The organism is Hymenobacter sp. UYP22 (assembly GCF_040547285.1).
Classification (GTDB): Bacteria; Bacteroidota; Bacteroidia; order Cytophagales; family Hymenobacteraceae; genus Hymenobacter.
Window position 1 is genome coordinate 748,599 of sequence record NZ_JBEPPK010000001.1, and the last position, 13,059, is coordinate 761,657.

General features: G+C 60.5%; 10 protein-coding genes. All 10 read right to left on the reverse strand.

Annotated elements, in window-relative coordinates; translation table 11 throughout:
• Positions 1-81: 81 nt before the first annotated feature.
• The 10 genes from fbp to ABIB60_RS03310 all read right to left on the reverse strand — a co-directional run bounded on the left by fbp (position 82) and on the right by ABIB60_RS03310 (position 12,843).
• A complete protein-coding gene (gene fbp, locus ABIB60_RS03265; RefSeq protein ID WP_354577713.1) occupies positions 82-1,152 on the reverse strand; it encodes a class 1 fructose-bisphosphatase in 1,071 nt (356 codons plus the stop codon).
• A gap of 185 nt (positions 1,153-1,337) precedes the next feature.
• Entirely contained in the window at positions 1,338-1,814 is a 477-nt protein-coding gene (locus tag ABIB60_RS03270; protein ID WP_354577715.1) for a nuclear transport factor 2 family protein, read from the reverse strand.
• 20 nt (positions 1,815-1,834) lie between these two features.
• Positions 1,835-3,193 carry an MFS transporter gene (locus ABIB60_RS03275; protein ID WP_354577716.1) on the reverse strand — a complete coding sequence of 453 codons (1,359 nt, stop codon included), beginning with the start codon at positions 3,191-3,193 and terminating at the stop codon, positions 1,835-1,837.
• 200 nt (positions 3,194-3,393) lie between these two features.
• Complete coding sequence (locus tag ABIB60_RS03280; protein ID WP_354577718.1) at positions 3,394-4,062, reverse strand: beta/alpha barrel domain-containing protein; 669 nt, start codon at positions 4,060-4,062, stop codon at positions 3,394-3,396.
• A 95-nt stretch (positions 4,063-4,157) separates the two neighbouring features.
• Positions 4,158-5,168 (reverse strand): PfkB family carbohydrate kinase, encoded by a 1,011-nt coding sequence (locus tag ABIB60_RS03285; RefSeq protein ID WP_354577719.1) that lies wholly within the window; start codon positions 5,166-5,168, stop codon positions 4,158-4,160.
• A gap of 134 nt (positions 5,169-5,302) precedes the next feature.
• Positions 5,303-6,739 carry a glucuronate isomerase gene (gene uxaC, locus ABIB60_RS03290; protein WP_354577720.1) on the reverse strand — a complete coding sequence of 479 codons (1,437 nt, stop codon included), beginning with the start codon at positions 6,737-6,739 and terminating at the stop codon, positions 5,303-5,305.
• A gap of 340 nt (positions 6,740-7,079) precedes the next feature.
• Positions 7,080-8,735 (reverse strand): UxaA family hydrolase, encoded by a 1,656-nt coding sequence (locus ABIB60_RS03295; protein ID WP_354577721.1) that lies wholly within the window; start codon positions 8,733-8,735, stop codon positions 7,080-7,082.
• 62 nt (positions 8,736-8,797) lie between these two features.
• Positions 8,798-10,321 carry a tagaturonate reductase gene (locus ABIB60_RS03300; protein ID WP_354577722.1) on the reverse strand — a complete coding sequence of 508 codons (1,524 nt, stop codon included), beginning with the start codon at positions 10,319-10,321 and terminating at the stop codon, positions 8,798-8,800.
• An 11-nt stretch (positions 10,322-10,332) separates the two neighbouring features.
• Positions 10,333-12,510, reverse strand: a complete 2,178-nt coding sequence (gene pelA, locus ABIB60_RS03305; protein ID WP_354577724.1) for a pectate lyase — start codon at positions 12,508-12,510, stop codon at positions 10,333-10,335.
• Between the two features lie 24 nt (positions 12,511-12,534).
• Positions 12,535-12,843: a cupin domain-containing protein gene (locus ABIB60_RS03310; RefSeq protein ID WP_354577725.1), complete on the reverse strand. Its 309-nt coding sequence runs from the start codon at positions 12,841-12,843 to the stop codon at positions 12,535-12,537.
• Positions 12,844-13,059: the final 216 nt, after the last annotated feature.

Genomic DNA, 13,059 nt, shown 5'->3' on the forward strand with positions numbered 1-13,059 from the left:
AGTGTGGGGTTGCAACGGCAAGCCAGCACTGCGCAGAAGGGCAGCCTGGCTCGCCACCGGCAAGGTATACGAATCCGGGCGCTATGCGGCCGGCTGCACGCTAGAAGCCGGTTGCTGGGCACTTTGTTCGGCCGGGGTAAGGGCAGCAGCCCCTGTTAACGGTGCCAACAGCCGGCCCACCAGCTCTGGGGAGCCCACGAACAGCGGGGTACGCTGATGAAAATCGGCAGGCTCAATGTCGAGTACTGCCCCGGTCCCAGTTTCGGCCCGGCCTCCAGCTTGCTCAATTAAATAGGCCAGCGGAAAGCCTTCGTACAGCACCCGCAGCTTGCCGCTGGGGTTTTTGCCAGTGGGCGGATACAAGTAGATGCCGCCCGTGAGCAGGTTGCGGTGATAATCAGCCACCAGGGAGCCCACGTAGCGCCCGCTCTGGCCCTGGCGCTTGCACTCCGTCAGGTACTCCCGCACGTACTCGGGGTAGTCGAACCAGTAGCCTTCGTTGCAGCTGAACACGGTGCCGCTGGCTGGAATGGTGATGCTGGGGTGAGACAGGAAAAACTCGCCCAACGACTGCTCATAGGTGAAGCCCGCCACCCCGTGGCCGGTGGTGTACACCAGCATGGTGCTGGAGCCGTACAGAATGTAGCCCGCTGCCACCTGCCGCCGCCCGCCCTGCAGAAAGTCGGCGGCGGTGGCTGGCTCTCCTACCGGCGTCACGCGGCGGTAAATACTGAAGATGGTACCGATGCTGATATTGACGTCGATGTTGCTGGAGCCGTCCAGGGGGTCAATGGCCACCACGTACTTGCCCTGGCAATTGCCGGTATGAATGATGTCATCCTCTTCCTCGCTGAGCACGGCGCAGGCCTCGCCCCCATTGGTAAGGGCCCGGATAAAGCGGATATTGGCTTCCACATCCAGTTTCTGCTGAGCCTCACCCTGCACGTTCTGCTGGCCCATGGCCCCGATGATGCTGGTGAGGCCCGCCCGGTTTACCTCCCGGTTCACGATTTTACCGGCCAGGGCAATGTCGCGCAGCAGTTGGCTTAGCTCGCCGGTGGCAAACTGAAACTCGGCCTGCTTGCGCATGATGTAGCGCTCCAGGGTGGTGCCCACCGGCTGGGCAATGGTGTTTTCGGTAGAAATATTCATGCGGGAAAATGTGTTACCTCACCCCCCGGCCCCCTCTCCTTGGGGAGAGGGAGAGCCTGACGAGCATGGTACTAAGCATATGATGCTTGTTCTTAAAACATGGAAGCGCTACTTATCAGGTGGTAGCTACGTGAATGGCTCCACCCTCACCCCAAGGAGAGGGGGCCGGGGGGTGAGGTCCCGCCTCAGCTCTTCGCGTCAGGCTGTTTCTGGCTTTGCCAGAGCACTACCTGCCAGCCCTTTTTAGCGTCCTTCACCTGCACCACCACATACTTGAGGTGGGCTAGGTTGGGCGTGCCATCGGGTTTGTTGGGCAGGGTGATGGTAATGGTACCGTTGACCACAGCGGTGCGGCCGTCGTTGTAAGCACGCACAGTCAGGGCTTCTACTTCAATCTTGTCGTACTGACTTTTGCCGTCCCGGATGCTCTGGATGTACTCCTGCTTGTTGTTCTGCTTGCCGTTGGAGTGGGTATATACCAAGTCGTCGGCAAACACCTTTTCCAGCACGGCGTAGTCCTTTTTTACCTGGGCCTCGAAGCGCTGGCGCTCCAGCATTTCCACTTCCTTAGCAGCGGCCTGGTCTTTTTTGGAAGCCTGGGCGAAGGCATGGAACGGCCCGGCCAGCCCAAGCAGGGCCAGCAGTAACAACAGCTTTTTCATAGCTCAGAAAGGAAGAAGAATTAGGCCGCTGGGGCCGCGTCGAGGTCAATGCGCTTCATGCGGGGGGCCAGAAAGTGCATCAGCACCCAGGCCAGCAGGTAAGCCGCCCCGCAAATCCAGAACATGATGAAATAGGCTTTATCCAGCTGCCCAATGCTTTCGTAGTACACAAACATGCGCTTCTGCACCAGGGCCGACAACACAATGCCCCCGAAGCCCCCGGCCATACCCCCGATACCCGTAACCGAGGCCACGGCTTTCTTCGGAAACATATCCGATACGGTGGTGAAGATGTTGGCGCTCCAGGCCTGGTGAGCGGCCGCCGCAACCCCGATAACCAGCACTGCCAGCCACATATTCACCTGCCCCAGCTGCTGGGCAAACACAATCGGGAACACGCACAGGGCAATAAGCAGCATGCTGGTTTTGCGGGCCCGGAACGGGGCCCAGCCGCGCTTAATAAAGTTGAGCGGAATCCAGCCGCCGCCCACGCTGCCCACACTCGAGAGCATGTACACCATGGCCACGGGCAAGGCAATATCGGTGCCCTTAAGTCCATATTGCTTACTGAGGAAATCAGGCAGCCAGAACAGGTAAAACCACCACACCGGGTCGGTTAGAAATTTGCCCAGCACAAAGGCCCAGGTTTGGCGGAAGGTAAGCAGCTTAAACCACGATACCTTGGGCTCGGTGGTAATGGCGGCCGCAGCCTGGTCGTCCACGTCGCTGTGGATGTAATCGAACTCGGCCTGGGTGAGGCGAGCCTGGCGGGCGGGCACCTCATACAGCCAGAACCACAAAGCCAGCCATACAAACCCCAGCGCCCCGGTAATCACGAAGGCCCACTTCCACCCGATGGTTTCGGCTATGAGCGGCACCGTGAGCGGGGCAATAATGGCCCCCACGTTGGAGCCCGAGTTGAAGATGCCGGTGGCTAGGGCCCGCTCCTTCTGCGGAAACCACTCGGCGGTAGTTTTGATGGCGGCCGGGAAGTTGCCAGCCTCCGTAACGCCCAAAAACGCCCGCGCCACCGAGAAGCCAATAGTGCTGCTCACGAAGGCATGCCCAATGGCGGCTAGGCTCCACAGCAGCGTCGACAGTGCGTAGCCGATTTTAGTCCCGAGCTTGTCAATGATGCGGCCCACGCCCAGCATGCCCAGCGAATACGCCAGCTTAAAGGCAATTTCGATGTTGGCGTAGTCGCCCGCGTTCCACTTAAACTCCGTTTCGAGGTAGGGCTTGAGCAGGGAAATAACGGCCCGGTCGAGGTAGTTAACGGTAGTGGCAAAGAATACCAGCCCGCAAATCGTCCAGCGGTACCGGCCGAGGCCGGTGGCCGGCGCAGCGGCCGGGGGCGCGGCGGCAGAAGTCTGTATCATGGCGCTCATGGGAATTCGGGGGCTGATACTGGGAAAGTGGGAAATGGGCGGCTGGTTGTTGGGGCAACCGGCATTGTCGGGACATTCGGCCCGGTCAGAATATTTGGCCCGGTCATCCTGAGCTTGCGAAGGACCTTATCACGGCACAACAACTCGTTCTCAGGTGATAAGGTCCTTCGCAAGCTCAGGATGACAGTGACTCAGGATGGCAGCGGTGACACGGCGGTTTGGGCAAAGGCCAGTAGCGCGGCAATCTGCCGACTCAGGGCCTCGGTATCATTGGGGTTTTTGAACAGCTGGGAGCCCATGCCTACCACGTTTACCCCGGCCCCAAACCACTCGCGCAGGCTGTCCTCAGTGGGCTCCACGCCCCCGGTTACCATCAGGGGCACGGTAGGCATGGGGCCGCGCAGGCTCTTGATAAAGCCCGGCCCGAGAACATTGCCGGGGAAGATTTTCACCACGGCCGCACCCAACCGAGTCGCCTGGTACACTTCTGAAACCGTCATGGTGCCGGGCAGCCAGGGCGTATTGTGGCGGCGGCAGACCTCGGCCACCTCCTCCGTAAGGCAAGGCTGCACTACAAAGTCGGCTCCAGCCTGAATAAAGCGTTCCGCGTCCTCCGCCGTGTAAATAGTACCAATGCCCAGCACCATATCGGGGCAGTTAGCCTGCACGTGCGCTACCAGCTCCGAGAAAACCTCGAAGGCATTGGCGCCGCGGTTGGTAAACTCAAACACCCGCAGTCCGCCAGCATAGCACGCATTCAGAATCTGCTTGGCATGAGCGGCATCGGCGTGGAAGAACACCGGCACCACTGGGTAGCGCAGCACGGTTTCGAATATATGGTCGGAGGAGAAACGGGGCATATGGTGGTTTTTAGTTACTGGTTTTTGGTTTTTGGCTTCTTGGGTTTCTGCTTTCAGCCGAACCAGCCAAAACCCACCTACCAAAAACCAAACTCCTACCGCAGCAAGCGGCCGGTAGTGTTGCCGGCGACAATGTGCTCCACCTCGGCGGCAGTTACCAGGTTAATGTCGCCGGGGATGGTGTGCTTGAGGGCCGAGGCGGCGGTGGCAAACGTGAGGGCCTGCTGCACCGTGGGGTAATTCAGTTGGCCGTAAATGAAGCCGGAAATGAAGGAGTCGCCGCCCCCAATGCGGTCCACCACGGGGTTGATATCGAAGTCCTCAGTTTCGAAGTACTTGCCACCACTGTAGGCAATACCCCGAATTCGCTCGTGAGAGGCGCTTTGCGTATTGCGGCGAGTGGCAATAACCTGCTGAATCTGCGGAAACCGCGCCATCAGCTGCTGGCTCATCGACACGAAGCTGTTCTCGGCCCCAGCCTCGGGCTTGATGCCAAACAAATCCTCGGCGTCGCCCTCGGTGCACACGACCAGGTCGCAGCCAGCTACCAGTTCGGGCATCACATCCTGAGCACGTTGGCCGTACTGCCACAAGTTGCGGCGGTAGTTCACGTCGGCCGACACGGTGAGGCCCAGGCGACGGGCAGCGGCAATGGCTTCTTTTGTAGCCTGTGCCGCCGTGGCCGAAATAGCGGGCGTGATGCCCGTCCAGTGCAGCCACTGGGCATTTTGGAACACCGCGTCCCAGTTGAACCACTCGGGCTGCAGATTGGCAAAGGCCGAGTCGTACCGGTCGTACACGATGCGGCTGGCTCGTAGCGAAGCCCCTACTTCCAGGAAATACAGCCCCAGCCGTTGCCCCCGGAACACGCAGTGCTGCATATCTACCCCGTGGTGCTGAAAATGCTGGGCAGCCGCGTGGCCCACAGCCGTATCCGGGAAGCAGCCGGCATGAGCCGCTGGCACGCCCAGGTAGGCCAGCCCAGCCGCCACGTTGGCATCTCCCCCACCATAGGTGATATCCAGGGAGGCGGCCTGCGACAACCGCTGGTACTGCGGGGGCGACAACCGCATCATAATCTCACCAAAGGTGACAACTTGCTTCATTAGGCAATAACTTTCCGGTGACGACATGGGTGGCAGCAATAGCTAGTTGGCTTTTGCTTACACAATCGATTGTGGTGAGTTGATAAAAACGCTTGCACTTTATTTAGCCGAGCAGTTTTATGCCTGCTTTCTGGCTATACAGCAGCTATAGCAACCTCTGCAGTTACTTTCTGGAAGCCAAAATAAGCCTTGGCGTTGCCGTAGCAAATGTTCTGCACAATGCCGCCCAGCAGTTCCATGTCAGCGGGCAGCTCTCCATTCTCCACGTCATTCCCGAAAAGGTTGCAGAGCACCCGGCGGAAATACTCGTGGCGGGGGTACGAGAGGAAGCTGCGCGAATCGGTGAGCATGCCCACAAAGCGGCTTAGCAGGCCCATGTTGCTCAAGGCGTTAATTTGCTTTTCCATGCCGTCCTTTTGGTCGAGGAACCACCAACCAGAACCAAACTGCACTTTACCCGCCACCGAGCCGTCGTTGAAGTTGCCCACCATCGTAGCCATCAGCTCGTTGTCGGCAGGGTTGAGGTTGTAGAGGATGGTTTTAGCCAGCTTATCCTGCGAATCCAGCCGATTCAGGAAGCTGGACAGCGCCCGGCCCTGGGCGAAGTCACCGATGGAGTCCCAGCCAGTATCGGGGCCGAGCTGGCGCAGCATGCGGGCGTTGTTGTTGCGCAGGGCGCCCAGGTGAAACTGCTGGGTCCAGCCCTTTTCCCAGTCCATTTCCGCCAGTAAAACCAGCGCGGCCGATTTGAACTGCAGTACCTCCCCTTCCGTCAACTCCGCGCCACCCCGGATTTTCAGAAAGATGTCGTTGATTTCCGAATCAGTATAGGGCGCGGCGTAAATCTGCTCCAGGCCGTGGTCGGAGAGGCGGCAGCCCAGGGCGGCAAAGTAGTCGTGGCGCAGGCGCAGGGCCGTTACTAAGTCGTGGTATGTTTGGATATCCACGGCCGCCGACTGGCCCAGCTTATCCAGGTAGGCATTGTAGCTGGCGGCATCCTCCACGGCCATGGCTTTATCGGGCCGGAACGTAGGCAGCACCTGAATCTCGAAGTTGCTAGCCTGCAGGGCGCGGTGGTGCTCCAGGGAATCGGCGGGGTCGTCGGTGGTGCAGAGGGCCTCCACGTTCATCTTGCGCAGCAGGTTGCGCACCGAGTACTCGGGGGTTTGCAGCAGGGCGTTGCACTGGTCGAAAATGCGGCGGGCACTGCCGGGGTTCAGCAGCTCCGTTACGCCGAAGTAGCGCTGCAGCTCCAGGTGCGTCCAGTGGTAGAGCGGGTTGCGCACGGTTTGGGGCACGGTTTCGGCCCACTTCTCAAACTTCTCCCAATCCGAAGCGTCGCCGGTGATGTAGCGCTCCGGAATGCCGTTGGTGCGCATGGCCCGCCACTTGTAATGGTCGCCGTAGAGCCACACCTGGGTAATCGTTTCAAACTGCTTATCCTCGGCAATCTGGTCGGGCAGCAGGTGGTTATGGTAGTCGATGATGGGCATCTGCTGGGCATACTCGTGGTAGAGCGTGCGGGCCGTGGCGGTTTGCAGCAGAAAATCGTCGTTGAGGAAGGGCTTCATAATCAATTCGAATGAAGTAGGCGGGACCCGCAAAATGGTGGGTGGCGGGATTGGTAAAGGTATTCGGACTGAAACCAGAACGGGCAGTTTTTAGCGGCATCAGGCAAGTTTTTCTACGCAAACGATGCCGGTAGTCGGGTGGTAGGTTGGGGTAATTGCCTGGCTGTAGAGACGCGACACTTCGCGTCTCGTCGTTGCTGAGGTTGTATAAGGTGCACGGTCCTAGTTGGTCTGGCGCCGAGATGCGAAGTGTCGCGTCTCTACAGTCATTCTGGTATCAGCACGCGAGATGCTTCGCTGCGCTCTGTATGACGTTCTGAGGGCTGTCATACGGTCTTGTTTACAGCGAAACCCCGCGTTTCCACGGAATAAAGTCGGTTTGGCCGTGGCGTACGGCGGCTACTTCCTCCCCGCTGGCCACGCGCACCACGTAGTCGAGGATGCGGGCGCCGGCTTGTTCAATGGTCTCTTCCCCGTCGATGACGGTGCCGGTGTTCAGGTCGATGATATCGGGCATGCGCTGGGCCAGGGCCGTGTTGCTGCTGATTTTGACCACTGGGGCAATGGGGTTGCCGGTGGGCGTGCCCAGGCCGGTGGTAAATAGCACCACCGTTGCGCCCGAGCCTACTTCCGCCGTCGTTGATTCCACGTCGTTGCCGGGGGTGCAGAGCAGGTTGAGGCCGGGCTGGGTTACGGGTTCGGGGTAATCGAGCACGGCCACTACCGGCGAGGAACCACCCTTACGCGCTGCTCCGGCCGATTTCATGGCGTCGGTAATCAACCCGTCGCGGATGTTACCGGGCGAGGGGTTCATATCAAAGCCCGAGCCTACCGCCACTGCGGAGTCGCCGTAGGCTTTCATAAGGGAGCTGAACCGCTCGGCCGTGGCCGTATCCACCGAGCGGTCCACCAGTTCCTGCTCTACCCCGCACAACTCCGGAAATTCGGCCAGGATGACGGAGCCGCCCAGGGCCACCAGTAAATCAGAAACGTGGCCCACAGCAGGGTTGGCCGAAATACCGGAGAAGCCATCAGACCCGCCGCATTCCAGCCCGATGCAGAGCTTGCTGAGCGGGGCCGGCTGACGGGTTTGCTGGTTGGCCAGCATCAGGCCGGCAAACGTCTGGCGCAGGGCCGTGCTGACCAACGCTTCCTCGGTGCCAATTTTCTGCTGCTCCAGAATGTAGAGCGGCTTCTGGAAACCGTTGGGGCTGCGCTTGTTGATTTCATCCTGCAGCATGCTCACCTGCGCGTTCTGGCAACCCAGGCTGAGCACCGTGGCACCGGCCACGTTGGGGTGGGTGATGTAGCCGGCCAGCAGCCCGCACAGAGTTTGGGCATCTTGCCGGATACCACCACAGCCGCCCTCGTGGGTCAGGAAACGGATGCCGTCCACGTTGGGGAACAGGCGGGGTTTGTGCTGGCCGTTTTCGGCGGAGTGCAGGTCGGTGGCCAGAATTTCCTCCACCGATTTACCGGCCTGCAGCAACGAAATAAGCTCCTGGGTTTGGGGCTGGTAGCTTTTGCGGCGGGCATAGCCCAGGTCATTCACCAGGGCTTCTTCCAGCACCTGAATGTTGCGGTTCTCACAGAACACTAGCGGAATTACCAGCCAGTAGTTGGCCGTACCCACGCTGCCATCGGCGCGGTGGTACCCCCGGAAAGTGCGCTCCTGCCACTGGCTTACGTCGGGCACGGGCCACTCCAGGCGGCGCTGCTGGTGCTCGTCGTAGCTGTCGGTGGCGTGGCGAATGTTGCTGGTAGTGAGCAGCCCGCCTACCTCAATGGCCGCGGCGGCTTTGCCTACCAGCACGCCATACATGTGCACCGGGTCGCCGGGAGCCAGGAACTGCAGGGCCAGCTTGTGCTTGGCGGGTATTTTGGCGGTAGTGGTAACGGTGGTGCCTTCCCAGGTTACGGGCGTGCCGATGGGCAAATCCTGGAGGGCAACCAGCACATTATCGTCGGGGTGAATTTTGGCTACCAGGTGCTTCATATTCGGGGCTAATAGCGGAGGCTATTAGTATTTAGGTCAAGAATTCGAGGCAGTGTAAGCTGTTAGCCCACTACCACTTTGCGGTTGAGGGCCTGAGCTACGGTGGCGCGGGCGCCTTGTTCCAACAGCTGCTCCAGGTAACGGGTTACGCAGTCGGCAAATCCGGGCAGGGCTAGCAGGTCGTGGCCCCAGAGGGCTTGGTTGTGCAGCACGGTGCGCGTCAGCTCGGCGGGTTCCAGGCGCTGCCAGAGGCCGGCATAGTAACTGGCTTTTTCGTCCTGAATGGGATATTCCTGGCCGTTTACCTCCCCGTACCACACGCCTTGTTCCTCCCGCTCGGCGCGCATAAAGCGCAGGTAGGCAGCAAACCCCAGAGCCATGTAGTGCGGCACGGCGCGCAGCTTACGGTAGTAGTGCAGCAGCGAAGGCACGTTGCGCATCTGCAGCTTAGCTGTGTAGTTCATGCTGATGGATAACCAACGGTGCTCAATGGCCGGGTTGCGGAACCGGTCCAGCACCTGCATGCCGAAGCGCTGGCCAACTTTTTCGTCCACGGCGTAGGGAATGCCCGGCAATAAATCCCCCAGCATAAGGTTGTGGATGAAGCTGGTTACATCGGCATCGTCCATGGCCTCGCGCACCGTAGGCAAACCGGCCAGGAAGGCCAGCCCGCAGCTGAGCGTGTGGGTCCCGTTGAGCAGGCGCAGCTTCAGCTCCCGAAACAAATTAATGTCGGGTTGCACGATTACGCCGGCGTCGGCCTGCTCGAAGCTCAGCACGCTTTTCACCCGCGCATCACCCTCAATGGCCCACAGCGTGTACACCTCCGACATGGTCAGCAGCTCGTCTTCGTAGCCCAGCTCAGCCTCTAAAGTAGCCTGGGTGCCGGCATCGGGGCGGCCGGGCACAATGCGGTCCACCAGGGAGTTGCACACCTGGTTGGCGGTTTCCAGCCAGTCGATAAACTCCGCGTCGAGGCCGTTGCGGTGGGCCTGCTCCAGCAGAATGCTTTCCAGCTTAGTACCGTTATCCGGAATCAGCTCGGTGGGCACAATCACTAGGCCTTTGGATTTATCCCCCGAAAACGCGCGGTAGCGGGCCAGCAGAAACGCCAGCAGCTTGCCGGGAAACGACTGGGGCGGCCACTGGGTAATGTCGTCCGAAACGAGTTGGATGCCGACTTCCGTGGTATTGGAAATAACCACCGTCAGCTCGGGGTTGGTGGCACAGGCCAGCACCTCGGCCCACTGGCTTTTGGCCGACAGCACCCGACTGATAGCCGAGCACACCACATTTTCGGATACCTCTTGGCCGTCTTCAATACCCCGGATGCCGAGCGTGTACAACCCGTCCTGGCGGCGGAAGGCGTCGATGTCGCCGCCGTCGGTGCTCTTCACCACCACAATGCGGCCCTTGAAGATGCCCTGGCGGTTGGCTTTGTCGATGAGGTAATCGGGCAGGCCGCGCAGTAGCACGCCAGTGCCAAATTGCAGCACCTTTTCGGGCAGAGCCAGCAGCTCAGCAGAGGGGAAACTCACCTTCCCGGTGGGCGCCTGGGAAAGTAGTTGGGTGGATAGTTGCGGCATGAGAAAAACCGTTATTGCTTGGGCGCGGCGGGAGCCGCAGGGTTCCATTTTTGTTGCCAGCGCGGATAGTCGCGGCTGAGCAGTTTTTCGGGCCACACGCCGGCGTAGGCATAGCCAGTGCGGCGCTCATATTCAATGTCAGCCAGCGCGGCGTGTGGCTGGGAGTCACGGCCCACGTAGATGGGCTGGTTGGTGGTGAGGTCGTAGAAGCGGGCCCAGATGGTGGAGCCGGCTTCGGGCACTATTACCCGGTCGTAGCCCTTCGGCAGCTTGGGGTCAGGCACGTCTTTGATGGCGTAGCCCGTGAGTTTCACGGCTTGCAACCAGGTCATGGCGGCTTCAATCGACTTTTTGATGGCGGGCGTGGGGTTCTCCGTGTCCATCAGAAACCGCACGATGTTCACGGTTTCCATGCCGCTCAGGGAGGCCAGCTCAAACGCGCGGGCCTTGGCCGGCAGCAGGGTTTTCTCGTCGTGTTGGGCGCACCAAGCCGTGAGCTGGCCGTTCTGTACGTATTGGGTTTTCAGGATGCAGTCGATGCCCCGGGCTACGGCCTGTTTGGCGGGCTCCACCAGGGAGGCATCCAGCACCGAGAAGCCGTTGGCACCCCGGGCCACGTCGCGCAGCACCAGCAGGGCCCGCACCATGGCGTCGTCGTTGTAGGTAATCAGGTGGCGGTAGCTGCCCAAGTCGGGGTAGTATTGGGGGAAGCCGCCGTTGGGGTACTGCATCTGCAGCAGGTAGCGGATGCCTTTCTCGGCGGCGGCTTTGTAGGCCGGGTTCTGGGTACTGCGGAAAGTGGCGATTAAGTGGCGGATTTCGCGGGTGGTAGCCTCATTGTCAATGGTGGCATCCGACTTCGGGGTGGCGGCCCGGGCGGCGGCCCGCTCAGCGGCCGTCAGCGGGTGGTCGTACTTCACCTTCACGTCGTTCACCATTTTGGGCCAGCCGCCTACTGCGCGCTGGTACACCAGCATCCGCTCGGCCACCGAATCCCGCACTGGCGTGGCGGGGGCCACGGCTCCGGCCGCTACCACGGGCAGCGGAGCCGCCGTGCTGGTTTCGGCCGATACAATGGTTTGCCGGGGCAGCGCCGTAAACAGGTCCTTGTTCAGGTTAGAAGGCTTCAGGGCTACCGTGGCGGGCTTCTTCGACTTTGGGTACCAGCGGCCCCCAAACGTCCAGTCGGCGGTGATTTGCTTGGCTTTGGGGCTGCCTTTGGCCGTGCTCAGATTATCCTTGAACCAAGCGTAGTCGCCACCGTCGCGGTGGCAGTTGGAGTAGTACACGCGGCGGCCCCATTGCTTGGCCCCAGGCCCCGACTGGGCCCAGTAAATGTCAGCATCGGCCATTTCTTTGGAGAAGCTGCAGTTGAGCAGGTAGAACTGGGACTCCCGGTGGAAGCGGCCCAGCTTGAAGTTCGGGTCGCCCTCGAAACGACAGTTTTTCAGCACTGTTTTCTGGTCCTCCTCCCCGGTGCCATCGTGCCAGATGGCGGCATTGGGGTTGTGGCAGATAAACCGGCAGTTTTCGGCGTAGGCCCAGCCCCGGGGGCAGTAGAAATCTACCCCGCCTTCCATGGTGCAGTCTTTGAAATAGTATACGCCCGCGTCCATATCCCAAGGGCTTACGGTGTCGCCGCCCAGGGCCCGGAAGGTGCAGTGCTTCACGGTGAGGCGGGTGGTACCGGGCATAGTGCGCAGGGCAAACTGGTGGCCGGTTTTGCTCACTTTACGCTGGCCGCTGGCTTCCTGCGGGCAGGGAATCAGCACGTCGCCGGCAGCCTCGAAGCCGTAGGGATTCAGCACCGTCAGGTTTTCCAGGGTGATGTCGGGCGAGTTGCGCATATTCAGCGTGGCCGCGCCCCAGTCGTCGGTACTGCCGGCCGGGTCGCAGCGCCAGGCGTCACGGGCCTGGCTGTAGGTCAGCACCACACCCTTTTCGCTCTGGCCTTTCAGGGTGAGGTTCTGCTTGTTATCCAGGTACACCTTCTCGTGGTAGGTGCCGTTTTTGATGTAGATAGTGCGGGGCTTGCTGGCCTCGTCGGGGAGGCTGTTGATGGCCGCCTGGATGGTCCGGAACTCGCCCGAACCATCCGCGGCCACCGTTACCTGCTGGGCTTGGGCCGATAAGATTCCCATTTCCCCAACCCCCACCAGCAGGAACAGCAAAGTCAGTATTCGTTTCATACTTAGGTGCGCCAAGCGCCGCGTTTACACAAAATCTTCCCGCATCGGGCTGAAGGAATCCAGCAGCACGCCGGCTTCCAGGCACTCCACGCCGTGCCACACCAGGGGCGCGGCGCAAAATGTTTCGCCGGCCCGCAATACCACTTCCTTCTCCCCCACTGTGCACCGAAACACGCCACTTTCCACGTAGGTAATCTGGCTGTGCACGTGCTGGTGCCGCACCCCGATGCCGCCCGTTGCAAAGCGCACTTTCACCAGCATCAGGTCCGGCCCGTAGGTCAGTACCTGCCGCTGCACGCCTTCCCCCACGGTTAGCCAGGTTTCGTTGTTCATGGTGTGGGTGATGAGGGTGAATTGTGGTGAGTTAAAAGAACGTCATGCAGAGGCGCAGCCGAAGCATCTCGCGTGCTGAGGTTGCAGTAATCCGGCCGTCAGCCGTTCCGTAGCCCAGGGTTTAAACCCTGGGCTAGTGAGGTCGGACAGCGTCAGCACGCGAGATTCCTCGTCCTTGCTCCAAGCGCAACATGCTCGGAATGACGTTCTGCCGTG

Bases quoted from the DNA above. Each gene is read 5' to 3' on its own strand.
- fbp (WP_354577713.1), bottom strand. From the start codon at position 1,152: ATGAATATTTCTACCGAAAACACCATTGCCCAGCCGGTGGGCACCACC.
- ABIB60_RS03270 (WP_354577715.1), bottom strand. From the start codon at position 1,814: ATGAAAAAGCTGTTGTTACTGCTGGCCCTGCTTGGGCTGGCCGGGCCG.
- ABIB60_RS03275 (WP_354577716.1), bottom strand. From the start codon at position 3,193: ATGATACAGACTTCTGCCGCCGCGCCCCCGGCCGCTGCGCCGGCCACC.
- ABIB60_RS03280 (WP_354577718.1), bottom strand. From the start codon at position 4,062: ATGCCCCGTTTCTCCTCCGACCATATATTCGAAACCGTGCTGCGCTAC.
- ABIB60_RS03285 (WP_354577719.1), bottom strand. From the start codon at position 5,168: ATGAAGCAAGTTGTCACCTTTGGTGAGATTATGATGCGGTTGTCGCCC.
- uxaC (WP_354577720.1), bottom strand. From the start codon at position 6,739: ATGAAGCCCTTCCTCAACGACGATTTTCTGCTGCAAACCGCCACGGCC.
- ABIB60_RS03295 (WP_354577721.1), bottom strand. From the start codon at position 8,735: ATGAAGCACCTGGTAGCCAAAATTCACCCCGACGATAATGTGCTGGTT.
- ABIB60_RS03300 (WP_354577722.1), bottom strand. From the start codon at position 10,321: ATGCCGCAACTATCCACCCAACTACTTTCCCAGGCGCCCACCGGGAAG.
- pelA (WP_354577724.1), bottom strand. From the start codon at position 12,510: ATGAAACGAATACTGACTTTGCTGTTCCTGCTGGTGGGGGTTGGGGAA.
- ABIB60_RS03310 (WP_354577725.1), bottom strand. From the start codon at position 12,843: ATGAACAACGAAACCTGGCTAACCGTGGGGGAAGGCGTGCAGCGGCAG.